Genomic DNA, 19,147 nt, shown 5'->3' on the forward strand with positions numbered 1-19,147 from the left:
GCTTCCGCTCCGTACACATCGCTGCCGCTCCCCAAGTGTTACGCATGCCGCCCGTGGCACAGGTCACACGCCTCCCCGGCGGGGTCCCGCGGTCCACGGCAGCAGGCCCCCCGGGTGGGCTGCGGCGCTTCGCGCGCCGGGCTCCGGAGGGCTCTGCTCGGTCTCCACGGGTCCGTGGCCGTCCTCACTCGATGCTCGCTCACGGCTCACCCGGGCGCGCCGGTGGATTCGCTGGTGGCCGGTGGCGTTCGGTGGTTGATCTTCGGTTTCGTGTTTCGTGTGATTTCGACGATGCTGCCCGGCGGGGCCTCGCTCAGTGCTCGCGCGGAGCGGGCACCGAGTGTTCGACGTCCGGGTGGACCGTCAGCAGTGCGCGCATCGCCGCCTCCGCCGCCGTGCCGTCACCGGTGCCGAGCGCGTCGACCAGACGGGCGTGCACGTTCACCGAGGTCTCCGTCGGCCGCTCACAGGCGGTGGCCGGACCGCCACTGACCTGCAGTGCCCCCCCGACGATGCTCGACAGGTGCTCCAGCATCCGGTTGCCGGCCATCTGGAGGACCAGCGAGTGCAGCTCGGCGTCGGCCCGCGAGAAGGTGATCAGGTCACCCTGGGTGGCCGCGTGGCTCATGATCTCGGTCATCTCGGCGAGCCGCTGCTGAACGTCCTCACGGCCGTGGCCGGCCGCGAGACGGGCCGCCAGCGGCTCGATCGCCCAGCGCATCTCGAACAGCTCGCGGCGCTGCTCGTCGCGCTGCGGACCGAACGCCCGCCACTCGATGATGTCGGGGTCGAGCAGGTTCCAGTCACCGACCGGGCGCACCCGGGTGCCGACGTTCGGCCGGGCGCTGACCAGGCCCTTGGCCTCCAGCACGCGCAGCGACTCACGCACCACGGTGCGCGAGACCTCGAAGCGCTGGCCGATCTCCTCCGGAACCAGGGGCCGGTCGGCCCCGAGGTCGCCGGAGACGATCATCTGGCCGAGCTGCTGGACGAGCTGACCGTGCAGCCCGCGGCCCCGGCTGCTGGCGGTCTTGCGGCCGACCCGGGCGAGATCACTCTCCGCCCCCTCCCATCGAGGGACAGGCGGGGTCGGCCGATCGGCGTAGGAGAAACGGTCGAGCTCGGCGGTGCCGGGCACAGCGGCCTCGGCGTTGCGGGCGACGGTCATGGCGGGGTGCGCAAGGGTACTCACATGTCCTTTGTCGGCGATCCGCGGGCTCGGCTTGAGGATTCTCCTGAAAAGCACACGAAAGGGTGATCGCCCATGGCTGGATAATTGACTTCTTATCGGGATGAAAGGCCCATAACGCCCGATGGAGTGATGGACAATCAGAAGTCGATGAGTGCCTGTCAGAACGAGCGGCGACGGGCCTGGGCGAGAAGGCACGCACCGAACAGCAGCGCGGCCGGGAGCAGCAACATGGCGATCGACAGCGAGTGCCCAGACTGGAACTGCATGCCGGCGTACCGGAGCCCTTCGGCGATCCGCGGCCGAGGCAGCGCATCGACCAGCAGCGGCAGCGCGCCGAGCAGCAGGACCCCGGCCAGCCCGCTCCGGGTCAGCGCGGCGGCCAGGACGCCGGTCCAACCGACCACGACCAACAGGGCCGCGGAGGCGGCCAGGGCCAGCAGCGGGCGATGGTCGGTGCGCAGCTGATCCGATGCGAAGGCGTGGGCAGCCGAGGTCGCGGGCGGCAACGCGAACCGCACAGTCACCGCATCCGCCAGCAATGAGCAGACGGCGAGCGCGGCCGCGACGGCTCCGATCAGAGCGAGCTTGGCGAGCAGCAGGCGCAAGCGGGCGACGTACCGTGTCTGGGAGGCGACCAGACCGGGGTGGCGGACCTCGTGCGCGGAGGCGAGCGCGCCGAGCACGCCGACCGCCAGCGCTGCGAGCGGGATCGGCAGCGACGGGACGGCCGCTGTCAGCAGGCGCACCGCATCGGTTGTCGCCAGCGGACCGGGGGATGCCTGGCGGGCCATCACAACCGTGACGACCGCGTTGGAGAGCAGCGCCACAGCCAACAGAACCCAGGTCGAACGCAGGCCGAGCAGACGTCGGCTCTCGTAGGCCAGGACGCGCATGAGGTCACCCGTTCCAGTGGTCGGGCCCGGTGAGGGGCTCGGGACGGCGGTCGGCATCGGTCGCGGGGTGGTCGGCGGAGCGGGTGGGTGTCGGACGATCGACGAAGGCCGTAACGCCGGCCGACAGCTCCGATGCCGTGGGTCTCGCGATGATCGCTGCGGCAACGGCGGGCGACTGAGGACGACTGGGCACCTCGCTGTGTGCCGGAGCATCATGCGGTGGCGCCTCGCGTTGGGCGGGCGCAACGGACTGGACGGACCCGCCGGGGCAGGTCGGCGCGGCCTGGTGGGCGGCCGCCCGCTCGTCGGCGTGCGCGGTAGGCAGCGGCCGGCCGTGCGGAAGCGCCTTGCTGAGTGAGCTCGCGCCGACTGCAGTGATCCGTCGCAGCCGGACGGCCGGGACGACGGCCGGCACCGTGATCGGCTTCGCACGCGGCGCCGGCTGTTCGATCACACGGTCGGCCAGCTCGTGCAGCAGGATTCCGCTGCGGTAGGCGAGTTCGCCGATCTCGGTGCGCTCCAGGCCGCTGACGGCCAGGCCGGCTCCGCCGTCCTGGCGGACCTGCGCGCCCTGTGCCACCAGCAGATCGGCCAGCCGGGCCATCTGCGGCCCTCGCACGGCCACCTCCGGCTGCAGCCTGGTCCGGCAGAACGCACTGACCGGCTGGTCGCCGACGACCCGCCCCTCGTCGAGAGTGAGCACCCGATCGGCGAGCGAGGCCGCCTCCTGCGGGCTGCGCGTGGTCAGCAGTACCGTGCCGCCGTTGACCGCGAAGGCCCGGATGAAGGCGTGCAGCCACTCGGCGTTGCGCGGTGACAGGTCCTCGGCCGGAGCGTCGAGCAGCAGGGTGTCCGGGTTGCCGAGCAGTGCAACGGCGAGCGCGAGGCGGCGGTTCATCCCCGGTGAGAACGCCCGCAGCCGGTGCTCGGCGACCGAGGCCAACCGGGTCTGCTCGAGCAACTCGTCCGCACGGCGCTGCGGCGCCCCGACTGCGGCAGCCAGCATCCGCAGATGCGCGCGAGCGGTGCGCCCCGGGTGGCCGGCCGCCTGGTACGCGGTCGGCAGCAGCGCCCCGACCTCGCGCTCGGGGCGGCGCAGCTTGCGGTACGTCCGACCGTTGAACAAGGTGATGCCCTTGCCGTGCTCCAGGCCCAGCATCAGCCGAAGCGCGGTCGTCTTCCCCGCGCCGGGCGGCCCGAGCAGGGCGGTGACCGATCCTGCTCCGGCATCGAAGCCGAGATCGAGCAGGGCCGGACGCCGGGCGCGGCGATAGACCTTGGTGAGTCCGTTGGCCTGGATCGTCACTGGCTGCTCCCACGCGCTCGGTTGCCCTGGCGGCGCGGCGCGGCCGCTCCGGTTTCAGCACCCTAGGACGAGCCGTGGGAGATTCCGGGCGGCGCGGACGCTGCGGCGGCCCGGCTCACTCGATCAGGGGACAGCTGCTGAGGCAGCGTCAGTAACGTGCGCGAGCAGTATCGTTCCGACCCTCGCCGGGAGCAGTGCCAGGCGAGTTCCGCGGACGACCGTCAGGACTCCGGACGCAGCATCGGCGGGTTCAGGACCGTAGCCCCACCGGCCTTGAAGAGCTGCGCCGGGCGACCGCCCTGACGGGTGGTCGTGCCACCGGACGGGACCAGGAAACCCGGTGTGCCGGTGACCTTGCGGTGGAAGTTGCGCGGGTCGAGCACGACGCCCCAGACCGCCTCGTAGACCCGGCGGAGCTCACCGACCGTGAACTCCTCGGGGCAGAAGGCGGTGGCCAGCGCGGAGTACTCGATCTTGGATCGGGCGCGCTCGACTCCGTCCGCGAGAATCAGCGCGTGGTCGAAGGCGAGTGGCTCGTGGTCGGCCGCTCCCGGTCCGAGGAGTTCGGCAACCGGCGCCCAGCGAGCTCCACGGGCGTCGCCACCGGGCTTGGGTGAGGGCAGGTCCGGCGCGAGAGCCAGGTGAGCCACGCTGACCACACGCATCCGCGGGTCGCGCTGCGGGTGGCCGTAGGTGGCGAGTTGCTCCAGGTGGGCACCGGCCGTGGCCTGGCCGGAGGATGAGTGGGCACGGAGGCCGGTCTCCTCGGCCAGCTCCCGGGAGGCCGCCTCGCCGAGCCCCTCGTCCGGGCGCACAAAGCCGCCGGGCAGTGCCCAGTAGCCCTGGAAGGGCGGTTCGCCCCGGCGGACCAGCAGCGCGCAGAGCTCGTGCTCCCTGACCGTCAGCAACACCAGGTCGACCGTGACTGCGAACGGGGGAAAGGCCGACGGGTCATAGCGCGACATGACGCCGATCATAGTCGTCCTTCTGACGATAAACACGAGGTCGGGTTGAAGCGGCCCGGAGACGAGCGAGGAACGGTTGGACCTGCGGCTTTCCCCACAGACCCGGACGCCTCGGGCGGCTTCAGCGCGCACCCAACTGCAGATCCGAGGACGCCTCCTCCACCACGGCCACCCCGATCCGGCTGACCCGGACCGAGAACGGCTCGCCGGCCACCCGCAGCCCGGCGAGTTCGAGCTCACCGAGTGGTGCCGTGCTGGCGGGGCGCACCACCACGCGTCGAGCCGGAACGTCCGGCCGCACCCCGGCCAGTGCGAGGACGGCGTGTGCGGCACCGGCCGCGGAGCCGGCGGCCGGCCGACAGGCGGCCGGGTGCGGCACCGGCGGGCAGTCCGGCAGGCGCTGCTCGCCCGCGTACATCTCCGGAAGCCGGCCGGCGAAGTGGGCGGACGCGGCCAGCAGCCCCTCCAGCAAATCGCCGGCTTCGCGCTCGAAGCCCGCCTCGGCGAGTCCCGAGACCGCCATCGCCGTCTCCTGCACACGGACTGCCCCGCTGCGGTGGCCCAGTGGGTTGAAGCGGGCCGACTTCGCGCTCAGGGTTCGAAGCCCCCAGCCGCAGTCCAGTTCCGGGGCGGCCAGCCGCTGGGCCAGCAGCCTGGTCTGCTCCCGGTCGAGCAGGCCGGGCAGCGCAGCGCCCTCCGCGCCCAGACCGAGGTCGAGCAGGTGGACGAAGGAGCCTGTGACGGCGGGCAGTGCTCGCTCGTCAGCGGTCAGTGCGGCGGCCGGCCGACCCCCCGAGAGGTCGTCCACCCAGAACCGTTCACGGAACCGGGTGCGCAGGCCGGCCGCCCAGTCCCGCCAATACGTCGCTCCCGGGCGGCCGAACGCCTCCAGCAGCTCAGCCCCGTGCAGGGCGGCTCGGTGTGCCTGAGCCTGGACCTCGCTGCGGGCTGCGGCGGGCTGGCCCGGGCGGTCCTCAGCGATGCGGCTGAAATCGGTGACGAAACCGTCCACTCCGCCGAGTTCGGCGGCCGTCCGCAGGACGCCGAGCGCGCGTTCGGCGGCCGGCAGCAGCTCCAGCACCTCCTGCCGGGGCAGACCCCAACGCCACGCCTCTGCCAACACGGTGACGAAGAGCAGAGTGGCCTCGGTCGCCGTGCACGAGGGGGGAAGTTCGGGTCCGCCATGGCGCAGCGGGCCCGGAATGATCCCCTCCCCCCGACCGCCCGCAACAGCGGTCGTCTGCTGACGGCGTGCCAGGGCACGCAGCGTGCCGGCCGCGACTTTGACCCCGAGCGGCAGGGTGAGCCGCGCCGCCCACAGCGCGTCGGCCGGCGCCAGGCCGAACCGCCAGGGTGCTCCTGACGCGGTGTAGAGATCGGCAGGCCGGTCGGAGTCGGCCAGCAGCAGGCCGCTCAGGGCGTCCAGCGAGCGCGAGACGAGCAGCTCGGCCCGGGGGTCGTCGCAGCGGATCCTCAGGTCGGCCCACGGGGCCGGCACTCCAGCGCCCCGCCCGATCGGCGGGCGAGCCTGGGCCGAGGCCGCGGGCTCCAGCTCCACCCGGAGCTCCACCGACCAGCGGGCTCCGGGCTGCACCTCCAAGTCCCAGCGGAGCACGCCGGCGCCGGCCAGCACGGCGTGCGGTGACGGGCGGGCGGAGACCGTCGCGCTGTGGCCTTGCCCGATCCAGCGCAGGCCGGCCGACTGGACCTGACCCGGGATGTCCGGCGAGCGCCGGCCGGCACCGATCTCGGCGAGGCTGCCCAGATCGGTGCCGAGCGCGATTTCGAGCGGGAGGCGGGCCGGGCGGCTCCCGGCGTTGCGCACCGTGACGGTCTCCGCCCCGTCAGCGTGCCGAATCCGCTCCACGGTCAGCGCCGGGTCGGGGTCCATTTCGCCGGGGACGCGCAGCGCAGCCAGGAAGCGAGCCTGCGCAGCCGAGGTCAGGTCGCCCTGCAGGGCGAGCGGTTCGACCCCGCCCAGCCTGATCTCCATCCGACTCAGGACCCGGATGCCGGAACGGAAGAACCCGTGCAACCCGTCGCCCCGCAACTGCCCGTCGGCTCCGGACGCCGCCATGGCCGGAGCGTTGACGCAGAGCACGTCGCCATGGGCGGCCACCGGGCCCCGGCGGGCCTGGGCCGCCTGGCGGGTGGAGCCGGCAGGCCCGGGCTCGGGCCTGGCAGGCACGGCGGGCCGAGAACCGGCGACCGTCTCAAGCGGCATCGCGGTCTGTGCTGGCCTGGGGGCCGTCACCGGGTCTCCTCCTGTCGGCCGGCAGGGCGGGCCCGAAGGCCACGGCTGCCGTGGATCGTCTCTCACATCCGGGCTCGGCCGGGTGTCTCCCGGTGGAGCACCGGGATCACGGTAGGCCAGGCGCGGCTGCGCCGAGCCGTAATTCCGCCAAGAGCGGCACCGCCCACGGCGGCCCCGATGGCGCCGCCCAGTGTGAACGCGGTGCACGGCACCCAGGTCACGCCCGGGCGCTCGACGGATCGGTCCGGAGGGCGAGGCGGCGCGACGCGTGACCGTCGGCAGCGCCGGGCTCGATGTGCCGGCCGGGCTGCCGCCAGAGCGTGCTCGCCCCCTGCTGACAGGCGGCACCGGTGCCACCCGCGCGGCGCCAGGATACGGTGCCCGAGTGGCGCCGACCGTACCGGAAGGGCCACCGGTCGACGCCGACCCACACCTGCGGCCAACCCTGATGGCACGGTGCGGCGCCGGCACGTACGGCAGAAGGCGACCACCCGTCGCACCGAGCACAGACCGAGGAGTCTCATGTCCGTCGTGAACCGACAGCCCGGGGTCGTCCTGACCGATCACCTCTTCCAGGTTCCGCTGGACCACTCGGCGCCGCAGGGCGAGCAGATCGAGGTCTACGGCCGTGAGGTGGTCGCGGCGGGCAAGGAGCGGGACGACCTGCCCTGGCTGCTGTTCCTGCAGGGCGGACCCGGGGGACGGGCAGGCCGGCCGCTGGGACGGGACAGCTGGCTCGACCGCGCGCTGGACGACTACCGGGTCCTGCTGCTGGACCAGCGTGGCACCGGCCGGTCCACCCCGGCCACGCGTCAGACGCTGCCACTGCGTGGCGGGGCGACCGAGCAGGCCGAGTACCTCACCTGCTTCCGGGCAGACTCGATCGTCCGTGATGCCGAGCTGATCAGGCGCCAACTGATCGGCGATCAGAAGTGGAGCCTGCTCGGCCAGAGCTTCGGCGGCTTCTGCACACTGACCTACCTCTCGCTGGCGCCCGAGGGCCTGCGCGAAGCCCTGGTGACCGGTGGTCTGTCCGGTCTGCGGAGCAGCGCGGCGGACGTGTACCGCGCTGCGTACCCGCGAGTGATCCGCAAGAACGCAGCGCACTACGCCCGCTACCCGCAGGACGTCGAGGCGGTTCGCCGGATCGTCGAGCACCTCGCCGCGGCGCCCGCCCGACTGCCCGACGGCGGCCTCCTGACCGTGGAGGCGTTCCAGTCCCTCGGCCTGATGCTCGGTTCCGGGACGGGCTCGGACGCCCTGCACTACCTGCTGGAAGACGCTTGGGTCCGTGGCAGTGCAGGGCTCGAACTGTCCGACACCTTCCTGGCCGGTGCGCAGTCGCGGCTCTCCTTCTCGGACGGTCCGCTCTACGCCGTGCTGCACGAGTCGATCTACGGACAGCGCTCGGTCGATCCGGGCCCGACCGGCTGGGCCGCCGAGCAGGTGCGCAAGGAGTTCCCCGAGTTCGACGCGGCACGGTCGCTGGAGGACGGCGCACCGGTGCGCTTCACCGGGGAGATGATCTACTCCTGGATGTTCGAGACCGACCCGGCGCTGCGCCCGCTGCGCGAGACCGCCGAGCTGCTGGCCCAGCGGACCGAGTGGCCCGACCTGTACACACCCGAGGTGCTGGCGGCCAACCAGGTTCCGGTGGCGGCGGCCATCTACCACGACGACATGTACGTCGACACGGCCGACTCGCTGGCGACGGCCGCCGCCGTGCCGGGGATCCGGACCTGGGTGACCAACGAGTGGGAGCACGACGGCTTGCGGGCCAGCGGCGGGCAGGTCCTGGACCGGCTGATCCGGATGGTCCGCGGCCAGCTGTAGCAGCCGCCCACGGCCCCAGCGGCGGGGCGCCCGGTGCCGGGCGCCCCGGTGGCGCCGCCTCCGGTGGCGCCCCCGCGAGCCGCTGCGCAGCATCCGGCGGATCCAGCCCCGGAAGCAGGCCTGCGCCGCAAGGTGCCTCGGTGACGGACTTCGGATCGGCCGAGCGATGCTGCGGGACGCCGTCATGTCAGGCTCCGATCGTTGGCGTACGGGTGCGGTGACCACCCCGGCGACGACCGCGCTGGGCGAGCCGCGCGAAGCGGCCGGGTGCGGTGGACTCGCACGACGCGGCCGGCCCGTCGGAAGGCGGTGCGGCGGACGGGGAAGCGTCGGGGTCGGACGGGAGCTGCGGGCCGGGCTGGAACGGTGCCGGGCCCGGCTCGCCCCGGCGGCGCTGGCGGGGAAACGGGCGCGGGGTTCCCGGGCTCGGCGGATCCGCCGGCGCACCGGAGGCGACGCCGGCCTCGGGGCGCGGGCGACGGCGCCTGCCGCTCCGGGCCGAGCTCGACTTTCGTGCCCGGCCAGCGGTCGGCTCGCCCGGCTTCCCGGGCTCCGGCTCGGTCCGGGGCCGTCGGGCATCACGGCCCGAGGGCTCACCGGGAGCGCCCGGCGGCGGGCCGTCAGGGCCGGGCGCATCGTCCGGCCTCGGCCCCGGCCCCGGCTTCGGCCCCCTTGTCGGCGACCGACGGGCTCCGGCGCGCCGCCGGGCACGCTCAGCACGGACCGCAGCGAGCAGGACGTCCGGTTCCAAGCCGGCGTTGACCGACTCGTGGAGCAGCTCGGCCAGCGTGTAGCCCGGATCGAGGTCGAACACCTTGGCCAGCACGATCCGGGTGATCGCGGTGTCACCGGCCAGCCAGGACGTCCACCCGAGGAGGGTGAGCGGCGCCTTCGCGTGTTCTTCGAAGGGCGCGACGCAGCGGCGCGCCAGGTAACGCCAGAGGCGCTCGGCGGCGGCCAGTTCGTCCGGTTCGGCGTACTCCGCGGCGCGGTCCCGGCTGACCCGATCCTGCAGGCCGAGAATCAGCCGGGCGCAACGGTCCTCGTCCAGTTCGGGTACCGCGACGGCGGACTCGGCCATCGCCTCGGCGATCAACCGGTCCGTCTCCTCACGCATTCGGTCGGGACCGCCGGGCCCGGCGAAGTCCTTGGCCAGCTGGGCCTGCCGGCGGCGCAGAGCCTTCCGCTGGCTGTCGGCGACGGGCCCGTCCACCGGCATCAGCGCGGCCGCGATGGCCTTCCGGCTGCCGCGCGGCGCGAGGCCGGCGAAGGTCGCGGCAGCCACCACGGCACGCGGATCGCGCTCCGCCCGCACCGGCGTGCCGTCAGGGGTGCAGCAGCCGGGATCGGAGCACAGGAACGACCACCAGCTGCCGTCGGAGACGCAGAGCGACTCCTTCACCGGCAGGCCCAGCTCTCGGAAGGCCTGGAGCAGCTGGCCGGCCAGCGGGCGCAGGCCGGCCAGCGCCGGGGGCGCACCGGGCTCGGGATCCCGGCACAGGTAGAGCAGGATCGCCTCCGGACGCTGGTCCCGCTGCTCGGAGAGCTCGACCATCAACCGCGCGGTCTCCGCCGCGATGAGCGGCCACAGGCGCGGATCCTCCGGAATGTCGAGGCGGATGACGCCGCCCTGCCGACCGGCCGGACCGTGCAGGCCGACCGCCACGATGCTGTCGTCCGGATAGAAGCCCAGCAGGTAGGGGAGCATGGCCGCCATGTCGGCGGGGCCTCGCATCCGCAGCCGCGGCTCCTGGGGGAACCGGCTGCGGGACGAGAAGGGCGAGCTGCTGAAGTCGTCGTGAGTCATGGCCGAAGCGTGCGGCCTGTTCCGACCCTGCGGGCGAAAATTCTCTGCGCCTGTGGATAACCCCGCACCTGTGGATAACACGGTGCGCCCGAACGGGTGAACTGGCGCTACCGGAAGCCGAGTTGTCCACAGGACGGGAAGCAGGTTCGCCCGGTGTCGGCCTCGCAGGGTTACATAGGGGCCATGAACCAGCCAACGCCCGCTCCCGCCGCAGTCTCCGGTTCCGGCCACGACGGCACCGGCTCCGCTCACAGCACCGCCGACCGTGCAGCGGTACGTGCCCGCGCCGAAGCCGTACTGCGGGAGCTCGCCGGCCCGAGCGCCCGGCTGCGCGAGGACCAGTGGCTGGCCATCGAGGCGCTGGTCGTCGATCACCGCCGGGCCCTCGTCGTCCAGCGCACCGGCTGGGGCAAGTCCGCCGTCTACTTCATCGCCACCGCGCTGCTGAGGTCCGGCGGTGCCGGGCCGACGGTGATCGTCTCGCCGCTGCTCGCGCTGATGCGCAACCAGGTGGACTCCGCCGCGAAGGCCGGGATCCAGGCCCGCACGATCAACTCCGCCAACCCGCAGGAGTGGGAGGAGATCCAGGCCGAGGTCGCCGCCGGGACGGTGGACATCCTGCTGGTCAGCCCGGAGCGACTGAACAATCCCGACTTCCGCGACCAGGTGCTGCCCAAGCTCGCGGCCTCCACCGGCCTGCTGGTGGTCGACGAGGCGCACTGCATCTCCGACTGGGGCCACGACTTCCGCCCCGACTACCGCCGGCTGCGCACCATGCTCGCCGACCTCTCCCCCGGTGTCCCCGTGCTGGCGACCACCGCCACCGCCAACGCACGGGTAACCGCGGACGTCGCAGAACAGCTCGGCACCGGGGGCTCCGACGAGCGCGCGCTGGTCCTGCGCGGCCCGCTCGACCGGGAGAGCCTCAGCCTGGCCGTCCTCCAGCTCCCCGATCCGGCCCACCGACTCGGCTGGCTCGCCGACCACCTGAACGAGCTGCCGGGCTCGGGCATCGTCTACACGCTGACGGTGGCCGCTGCCGAGGAGGTCACCGACTTCCTGCGCGGGCGCGGCTTCGCGGTCGCCTCGTACTCAGGACGCACCGAGGACGCCGAGCGCCGCACCGCCGAGGCCGATCTGCTGGCGAACCGGGTCAAGGCACTGGTCGCCACCTCGGCCCTCGGCATGGGGTTCGACAAGCCCGACCTCGGCTTCGTCGTTCACCTCGGCTCGCCGGGCTCGCCGATCGCGTACTACCAGCAGGTCGGCCGAGCCGGCCGTGGGGTGGACCGGGCAGAGGTGCTGTTGCTGCCCGGCCGGGAGGACGAAGCGATCTGGCGCTACTTCGCCTCCCTCGGGTTCCCGCCCGAGGAGCAGGTCCGCCGCACCCTGGACGCCCTGGCCGAGGCCGGCCGACCGCTCTCCACCGCCGCGCTGGAGACCCGGGTGGACCTGCGTCGGGCCAGGCTGGAGATCATGCTCAAGGTCCTCGATGTGGACGGCGCCGTCCGTCGGGTGCGCGGCGGTTGGCTCGCCACCGGTGAGAACTGGGCCTACGACGCCGCGCGCTACGCCAAGGTCGCCCAGGCCAGGACCGACGAACAGCAGGCCATGCGCGAGTACGCCACCGGTGCGCAGTGCCGGATGGAGTACCTTCGCCGCCAGCTGGACGACGAGGAGGCAGCCGCATGCGGGCGCTGTGACATCTGCGCCGGCCCCCGGCACAGCGCAGAGGTCTCGGCGGAGGCGCTGGACGCCGCCCGCGCGGCGCTCGGCCGCCCTGGTGTCAGCTTCGAACCGCGCCGACTCTGGCCCACCGGCATGGAAGCCCTCGGGGTGCCACTGAAGGGCAAGATCCCGGCCGGCGAGCAGGCGCAGTCGGGCCGGGCGCTGGGGCGGCTCTCCGACATCGGATGGGGTGGGCGACTGCGCACCATGCTGGCCGAAGGCGCGCCTGACGCCGCCGTGCCGGGGGACGTGCTGGATGCGCTGGTCAGCGTGCTCTCCGACTGGGCACGCGGCGCCGGCGGCTGGGCGGGGAGCAGCCCGGAAACCGGCCGACCGGTCGGGGTCGTCACCATGACATCGGCCTCGCGGCCCCAGCTGGTCGGGAGTCTGGGGGCGAGGATCGCGGAGATCGGTCGGCTGCCGTTGCTCGGCCGGATCGAGTACGCGGGCGGTCAGCCGCCGTACGGCGCGCGGAGCAACAGCGCCCAGCGACTGCACTCGCTCGCCGGGTCGCTGGTGCTACCGCCCGAGCTGGTGGCCGCGTTGAGTGCCAGCCCTGGACCGGTGCTCCTGGTGGACGATCTGGTCGACAGCGGCTGGACGGTCACCGTGGCCGCGAGGCTGTTGCGCACGGCCGGCGCGGAAGCTGTGCTCCCCCTGGTGCTGGCGCTCCAGGCGTGATCGCCGAGGCCCGTACGGACTGAGGAGGACAGGAGAGGACGGAGGAGAACAAAGTGTGGAGGTGAGGCGAAATCGGGTCACCCGCACCTGAAGGAGTCTGCACCGCAGTCTCGGCCATCCGGGGAATATATCCGGCAGATCCCAAGCTTTCGGGCGTTGTTTCTCCTTTCATCGTTGCCGCCCCAGCCATCTGACGTGAGAATTGCAGCGTACCCAGGCATCGGTCCGCAGGACCCGGCTTTCGGCGTACACACGTGCCCGCATGTTCGGCGGGCCGGGGAAGGAGGACCATGATCCACGGTGCAGACCGCGGTCAGCTTTCCTCCGTCACAGGTCGGAGCATCGATCTGGAGAGCTGGTCGAGCGCCGGCGTACCGCTGCTGCGCGACCCGCGCGACCTGATCACCGAGTTGCACCAACGGCATCTGCCGCCGCCGGGCACGAGTGTGATCGCGGTAGTGGACATCGACCACCGCGTGGTCGCCTCCGCCTCCTTCGCGCCGCGACCGCACGTCACGGACGGCTGGCACCATCGCAACGCCCTGCTCGACCAACTGCGCCGAGTCATGCCGCACGACCTGCGGCTGGCCTCGCCACGCCGAACCGCCGTACTGCTGCGCTGTCGCGACGGCGCTGCGGGCTGGACTCCGCAGGACGGGTCCTGGATGTGGGCGCTGCGCGACGCCAGCGCGCTGCACGGGCTGCGCTGCGGCGCGTACGTCGCGCTGACCCCGGTCGGCTGGCAGGTTCTCGGCGAGGGTCGCTCCGGCAGAACACCGCACGCGGCTTCCTGGACCGACCGGCCGGTGCACACCGTGTCCGAGCTCCCGCCCCGTGCGGCCGCGGGTGGGCCGGGGGTCGCCGAGCTCACCCATCCGGTCCGACCGTGGCTCGCGACGACCGCGAGCCCCGTGCAGGCACGCCAAGCCGCCCGCTGACGCACACGCTCGGAGGCCGAGCCGACCAGGAGAACCGGCGGCAGGCGAGCAGGCGAGCAGGGAACGGCCGGTGGGCAGGGAACGGCCGGTGGGCAGGGAACGGCCGGTGGGCAGGGAACGGCCGGTGGGCAGGGAACGGCCGGTGGGCAGGGAACGGCCGGTGGCCCGAAAACCCGAGCACCCGGTCGCCAGGGCGACCGGGGCGGGGCGGCGTGAGGTCAGCAGCCGTGGGGGCGGCTGCCGGCTCGGTGTCAGGCGTGTACCGGCTGCCCGTTGGCGACCCGGGTGACAGCGGGGTCGGCCAGCTGAGCGGTGGAGCCGCAGACCACGAGCAGCGACACCGCGCGGGTGAGTGCCTGCTCGAGAGCCTGTCCGGCACGGTCGGCCATGGCGGCGTCGAGCACCAGGACGACGACGTCGCGGCGGGCCGGGCGGGTCAGCGCCAGGTCGGCGTAGAAGACATCGGTCCCCTCGGCGAGTTGCGCCCAGTAGCGCTCCGCACCGAAGGACAGCTCGTGCTGCTGCCACGGGTGGGGCTCGCCGGTGGTCAGCACCAGGACATCGCCGGGGTTGCGCCCCGACTCGAGCAGCTGGTCCACCGTCTCGTCGGCACGCTCCAGCGCCGTGCCGGGCTCGGCCGACACCAACTGGATCGTCGGTCCGACGGGCGCGGGCCGCGGGCCGGGCTTGGGGATCTGGGTCGGTCGCGGACCGGGACGCGGCGCGGCCGGACGCGGCGGCCCGGGCCGGGGGCCGGGAACCGCGGCGGACGGCGCTGCGGGACGCGCCGGGCCACCCGGCCGGACAGCCGTCTGCACGGCAGCCTGAACGGCAGTCCGGGCAGCGGCCTCGGTGGAGGTGTGAGTGGTGGGGCTGACAGGGGACGCGCTGCGCATGGCAGGCGTGCTGAGGGCTTGTGCGTCCGACTCGCGGGGGAAGGGAACGCCGGGGCCCGGGATGCTTTCGTGAATCTCCGGCTCCTCGGGGATGACAGGCATACCCGGATATCTATCAAATGCCGGTCGGGTGCGCACGGGCGCCCCACCTGTTGGGCATCACGACACCGACCCGATCAGCGGAACGTGCTCCCGAGGAGCACTTGTGATGATCCGTCAGGAATCCGGACAGACACCCCGCCGGATGCCTCGACTACGCCCCGGAAAAACGCGCCGAGACACCGTCGGGAGACCTTTCAGAAGCCGAGCGTGAGCTGTTCGCCGCTGTCCGCAACATCTGCGGATGTGCGCGAGCGCTTCAGATGACTCCATTTCGGTAGCGCATCGAGATACGACCAGGAGAGCCGGTGGTGCTCGGTCGGTCCGAACTCCTCCAGCGCCGCGCGGTGGACCGGCGACGGGTAGCCCGCGTTGTCCTCGAAACCGAAGGCAGGGTAGTCCGGTGCCAACTCGGCCATCTGACCGTCGCGGTGGACCTTGGCGAGTACCGAGGCGGCGGAGACGCAGATGCAGCTCTGGTCTCCCTTGATCACCGTGCGGACCCGCCACGGACCGCCCAGGTAGTCGTGCTTGCCGTCCAGGATCACGGCGTCCGGCTGAACCGGCAGCGCCTCCAACGCACGGATCGCCGCGAGCCGGAGCGCCGCCGTCATGCCGAGCTCGTCGCACTCCAGCGCGGACGCCTCGCCGAGCGCGTAGGCGGTCACCCAGTCGGCCAGCACCGGCGCCAGCTCGGTCCGGCGGCGCGGGGTGAGCAGCTTGGAGTCGGTCAGCCCCTCCGGCGCTCGGCGCAGGCCGGTCACCGCGGCCCCCACGGTCACCGGGCCGGCCCAGGCGCCGCGGCCGACCTCGTCGAGGCCGACGACGAGGGTGGCCCCCGCCCGGCGCAGTGAGCGCTCGACGCTGTGGGTCGGCGGCTGGTACGGCATGCGCGGAGTTCCTTGGTGAAGAGCGAGGGACGGCAGAGGGGCGGCAGGAGGAGGAATCACGGACGCCTCGCCTCCCGCCGGCCGCGCCTCCCACCTTACGGCGGCGCCCGGCCTTGCCCGAACCCCCGCTCAGCCCTTGACCGACCCCGCCAGCAGCCCGCGCACGAAGTACCGCTGAAGCCCGAAGAAGACCAGCAGCGGAATGATGATCGACAGGAACGCCCCCGCCGTGAGCAGCTCCCAGCGGCCACCGAACGAGCCGGAGAGCTGGGCCAGCCGGACCGTCATCGGCGCGACCTCCGGAGTGCCACCGGCGAAGGTCAGCGCCACCAGCAGGTCGTTCCAGACCCAGAGGAACTGGAAGATCGCGAACGAGGCGAGAGCCGGCGCGCACAGCGGCAGCACGATGGACCGGAAGATCTTGAAGTGCGACGCGCCGTCCACCACCGCCGCCTCCATCAGGTCCCGCGGCAGCTGGGAGATGAAGTTGTGCAGCAGGAAGGTGGCCAGTGGCAGCGCGAACATGGTGTGCGCGAGCCAGACGGGGGCGTACGTACCGCTGAGGTGGAACTGCGGGATGATCGTCAGCCCGCCGAGGTGCGCACCACCGGAGAAGAGCTGGAGCAGCGGGATCAGTGCCATCTGCAGCGGCACCACCTGCAGCGCGAAGATCAGGAAGAAGAGCGTGTCGCTGCCCCGGAACGGCACCCAGGCGAGCGCGTACGCGGCCATCGCCGCGAGCACCAGCGGGAAGAGCGTGGCCGGGATGCTGATCGCCAGCGAGTTGACCAGGTAGGGCATCAGCCCCCCGCTGACGCCGAAGCCGCCCTCGAAGAGCACCGTGTGGTAGTTGGAGAGGATCAGATCGGGGTGGGCGAAGACGTTCCACCAACCGCTGGTCGCCACATCCTCCTTGGGGCGCAGCGAGGTGGCCAGCAGGCCGAACGTGGGGATCGTCCAGAGCACGGTGACCACGATGACGAAGAGCGAGCCGAGCGGGCCGCTGAACGACCGCCGCACCGCTTTCGCCGCAGGCAGTGGAGGCCGACCGTCCGAAGGCCCCCTGGAGACGGCCCGGCCAGGGCCGGGCTGGCCAGGTTCGGGCCGGGCGGGGTCCGGCTGTTGCGGTTGGTCGGCGATCTGACGGCTCATCGGGTGGCTCGCTCCCTGCGCAGCTGGACGATGTTGTAGCCGACCAGCGGGAGCACCGCGAGGAAGAGGATCACCGCGAGCGCGCTCCCCCGGCCGACGTTGAACTGCACAAAGGACTGCGAGTACATCTCGTTGGCCAGCACCTGGGTACCGAAGTTCCCCCCGGTCATGGTGCGCACGATGTCGAAGGCCTTCAGCGTGACGATCATGACGGTGGTGAGCACCACCACCAGCGTGGTGCGGATCATCGGGACCGTGACGTACCAGAAGAGCCGCAGGCCGCGCGCGCCGTCCAGCCGGGCCGCCTCGGTCACCTCGTCCGGGATCGCCTTGATCGCCGCGGAGAGCACCACCAGGGCGAACCCGGTCTGCACCCAGACCATCACCGCCATCAGCAGGAAGTTGTTCAGCGGGTGCGAGAGGATCCAGTTCGGTGGGTGCTTCCAGCCGAGCCAGAGCGCCAGTTGGCTGAGCAGGCCGATCTGCCGCTGCGACGGATCACGGGCCTCGTAGACGAACTGCCAGATGATGCTCGCGCCGACCAGCGAGATCGCCATCGGCATGAAGATCAGCGACTTGTAGAGCGCCTGCCACTTCATCCGGTCGACCAGCAGCGCGAGCACCAGGCCCAGGCCGGTGGCCGCCAACGGGGCGATCACCAGCCAGAGCAGCGTGTTGAGCAGCACCTGGTGGATCGAGTCTGTGGTGAACGCCCAGCCGTAGTTCTTGCCGCCGAGGAACCGGCTGCTGTCGTCACTGCGGAAGCTCAGGTAGACCGTCCGGACCAGCGGCACCACCAGCCCCACCAGAAGCAGCAGCACCGCCGGTCCGAGGAAGACCGTGATGGCCAGCGGACGGCCGAAGCGGCCGTTCGCCCGGCCCGCCGCGAAGAAGACCACCAGCAGAATGCCCAGGAAGCCGGCGATCGCGCCGAAGCTGTTGCCGAGCTTGACCGCGGCATCACTCCACTCGGAGCCGGCGAGTTGGGCGCCCATGACGGACATGCGGGCAGCGTCCTTCCTGAGGGCAGAGAGCGGGGAGCCGAAAGTCGGGAGCAAGGGCCAAGGGAGAGCAGTGCGGTGACCGGATGGGCCCCGGGCCTACTGCGGCCAGGCGGCGTCGATGTCCTTGGCCACCTGCTGGATCGACTGCCCCTCCGCGAACCAGGCGGTGAACGACTTCCACTCCTGCCCCGACCCCACCGCGGCCGGCATCATGTCCGAGGCGTCGAAGCGGAAGGTCGCGGTCGGGCTGGTCAGCGCCTTGGCCGACAGCTGGTCGATCGGGTCGGTGTAGAGACTCTGGTCAACCCCCTGGTTGGCCGAGACCCAGCCCGGCGCGACCTTCACCCGGCTGCTGGCCCAGTCCGCGGTGGACAGGTAGTTCTGCACCGCCTGCACCTCGGGCCGGCTGGAGAAGGCGGCCAGGAACTCGCCACCCCCCTCGACCGGTTCGGCGACCGCGGGGTTCACCGCCGGCAGCTGGAAGGCGAAGATGTCGCCGTCCGGGGCCACCTTGGTGCCCTTCGGCCACTGCGCCTCGTAGAACGAAGCCTGTTGCAGCATCCAGCACTTGCCGGTCAGGATCGGTGCGCCGGCGTCCTGGAAGGTGGTGGTGGCGATCGACTTGACGTCACCGATACCGCCGTTGACCCAGGCGGGGTTCTGCATCCAGCCGGCCACGGTGTGCATCGCGTTGATGATCTGCGGGTCGCTGAACTTGATCTGGTGGCTCACCCACTGGTCGTAGACGTCACCGCCCTGACCGCCCAGCACGACCTCCTCCAGCCAGTCGGTGGCCGGCCAGCCGGTCGCGGTGCCCGATGCGATGCCGCCGCACCAGGGCTTGCTGCCGTTGGTGCCCGCCTTGGCGATCTTGTCGCTGAGCGCCATCAGGTCGTTCCAGGTCGTCGGCACGGCGTACCCGGCCTGCTGGAACGCCTTCGGCGAGTACCAGACCAGCGACTTCATGTTCGCGCTCATCGGCGCGGCATAGAACGTCCCGTTGACGGATCCGTATGACTTCCAGACCGGATTCCACTTGTTCTCGTTCTCGACCGTCTGCGCCGGCGGCTTGACGACCTTTCCGGTCTTCACCATCTGCGCCAGCAGACCCGGCTGCGGGATGATCGCGAAGTCGGGGGCATTGCCGCCGCTGACGCGAACCGGCAGCTGCGACTCGAAATCGTTCGAGCCTTCGTACGAGATCTTGATTCCGGTGCAAGAGCTGAACTCGGCCCAGGACTTCTCCAGCGAGTCCGACTCAGGGCTGAGGATGGACGCGAACATCGTGACCGTCGTACCGGCGTGGCCGGCATATGGCTGGTACTTGGCGCAGTTACCGGTCAGCGTCGGCATCGCGGCGCTGCCGCCACCACTGCCGCCACTGCCGCCACTACCCGAGCCGTTGGAACAGGCAGCGGTGAGAGCCAGCCCGAGGACAGCCGGAATGATCAGCAGACGATTCCGGCGGCGGCGGCCTCCGGCGGCGTTCACAACGTTCAACACGTTCAA

The 19,147-nt window shown here is 72.1% G+C and carries 14 protein-coding genes; 3 read left to right on the top strand and 11 right to left on the bottom strand.

What is annotated here, in order from left to right; all coding sequences use genetic code 11:
- Positions 1 to 313: 313 nt before the first annotated feature.
- From AC060L_RS26490 to AC060L_RS26510, 5 genes are all read right to left on the bottom strand, one after another.
- Positions 314 to 1,246, bottom strand: a complete 933-nt coding sequence (locus AC060L_RS26490) for a FadR/GntR family transcriptional regulator (RefSeq protein ID WP_483801432.1) — start codon at positions 1,244 to 1,246, stop codon at positions 314 to 316.
- A 104-nt stretch (positions 1,247 to 1,350) separates the two neighbouring features.
- A complete protein-coding gene (locus tag AC060L_RS26495; RefSeq protein ID WP_483801433.1) occupies positions 1,351 to 2,085 on the bottom strand; it encodes a hypothetical protein in 735 nt (244 codons plus the stop codon).
- Positions 2,086 to 2,089: 4 nt separating this feature from the next.
- Entirely contained in the window at positions 2,090 to 3,391 is a 1,302-nt protein-coding gene (locus tag AC060L_RS26500) for an ATP-binding cassette domain-containing protein (RefSeq protein WP_483801434.1), read from the bottom strand.
- A 221-nt stretch (positions 3,392 to 3,612) separates the two neighbouring features.
- The gene (locus tag AC060L_RS26505; RefSeq protein ID WP_483801435.1) at positions 3,613 to 4,356 is read right to left on the bottom strand and encodes an NUDIX hydrolase; all 744 of its coding nucleotides are present in this window, start codon (positions 4,354 to 4,356) and stop codon (positions 3,613 to 3,615) included.
- A 121-nt stretch (positions 4,357 to 4,477) separates the two neighbouring features.
- Entirely contained in the window at positions 4,478 to 6,433 is a 1,956-nt protein-coding gene (locus AC060L_RS26510; RefSeq protein WP_483801488.1) for a glycogen debranching N-terminal domain-containing protein, read from the bottom strand.
- A gap of 699 nt (positions 6,434 to 7,132) precedes the next feature.
- Between AC060L_RS26510 and AC060L_RS26515 the strand changes: the two genes are divergently transcribed.
- On the top strand, positions 7,133 to 8,443 hold the full coding sequence (locus AC060L_RS26515; RefSeq protein ID WP_483801436.1) for an alpha/beta fold hydrolase: 1,311 nt from the start codon (positions 7,133 to 7,135) through the stop codon (positions 8,441 to 8,443).
- Between the two features lie 187 nt (positions 8,444 to 8,630).
- Here AC060L_RS26515 and AC060L_RS26520 read toward each other — a convergent pair whose 3' ends face one another.
- Positions 8,631 to 10,250 (bottom strand): DUF4192 domain-containing protein, encoded by a 1,620-nt coding sequence (locus AC060L_RS26520; protein WP_483801437.1) that lies wholly within the window; start codon positions 10,248 to 10,250, stop codon positions 8,631 to 8,633.
- 183 nt (positions 10,251 to 10,433) lie between these two features.
- On the opposite strand from AC060L_RS26520, the gene AC060L_RS26525 reads away from it, so the two are divergent.
- Together AC060L_RS26525 and AC060L_RS26530 are read left to right on the top strand one after the other, a co-directional pair.
- Positions 10,434 to 12,659, top strand: a complete 2,226-nt coding sequence (locus AC060L_RS26525; protein WP_483801438.1) for a RecQ family ATP-dependent DNA helicase — start codon at positions 10,434 to 10,436, stop codon at positions 12,657 to 12,659.
- Between the two features lie 290 nt (positions 12,660 to 12,949).
- Complete coding sequence (locus AC060L_RS26530; protein ID WP_483801439.1) at positions 12,950 to 13,597, top strand: hypothetical protein; 648 nt, start codon at positions 12,950 to 12,952, stop codon at positions 13,595 to 13,597.
- Positions 13,598 to 13,848: 251 nt separating this feature from the next.
- On the opposite strand, the gene AC060L_RS26535 is transcribed toward AC060L_RS26530, so the two are convergent.
- From AC060L_RS26535 to AC060L_RS26555, 5 genes are all read right to left on the bottom strand, one after another.
- Positions 13,849 to 14,241: a hypothetical protein gene (locus AC060L_RS26535; RefSeq protein WP_483801440.1), complete on the bottom strand. Its 393-nt coding sequence runs from the start codon at positions 14,239 to 14,241 to the stop codon at positions 13,849 to 13,851.
- A 548-nt stretch (positions 14,242 to 14,789) separates the two neighbouring features.
- Positions 14,790 to 15,482, bottom strand: a complete 693-nt coding sequence (locus AC060L_RS26540; protein ID WP_483801441.1) for a ribonuclease HII — start codon at positions 15,480 to 15,482, stop codon at positions 14,790 to 14,792.
- Positions 15,483 to 15,611: 129 nt separating this feature from the next.
- A complete protein-coding gene (locus AC060L_RS26545; RefSeq protein WP_483801442.1) occupies positions 15,612 to 16,502 on the bottom strand; it encodes a carbohydrate ABC transporter permease in 891 nt (296 codons plus the stop codon).
- Positions 16,503 to 16,630: 128 nt separating this feature from the next.
- Entirely contained in the window at positions 16,631 to 17,638 is a 1,008-nt protein-coding gene (locus AC060L_RS26550) for a carbohydrate ABC transporter permease (protein WP_483801443.1), read from the bottom strand.
- Positions 17,639 to 17,734: 96 nt separating this feature from the next.
- Positions 17,735 to 19,141 (bottom strand): ABC transporter substrate-binding protein, encoded by a 1,407-nt coding sequence (locus tag AC060L_RS26555; RefSeq protein WP_483801444.1) that lies wholly within the window; start codon positions 19,139 to 19,141, stop codon positions 17,735 to 17,737.
- Positions 19,142 to 19,147 lie beyond the last annotated feature (6 nt).

The sequence above is a fragment of the Kitasatospora sp. NEAU-69 genome, assembly GCF_057158765.1.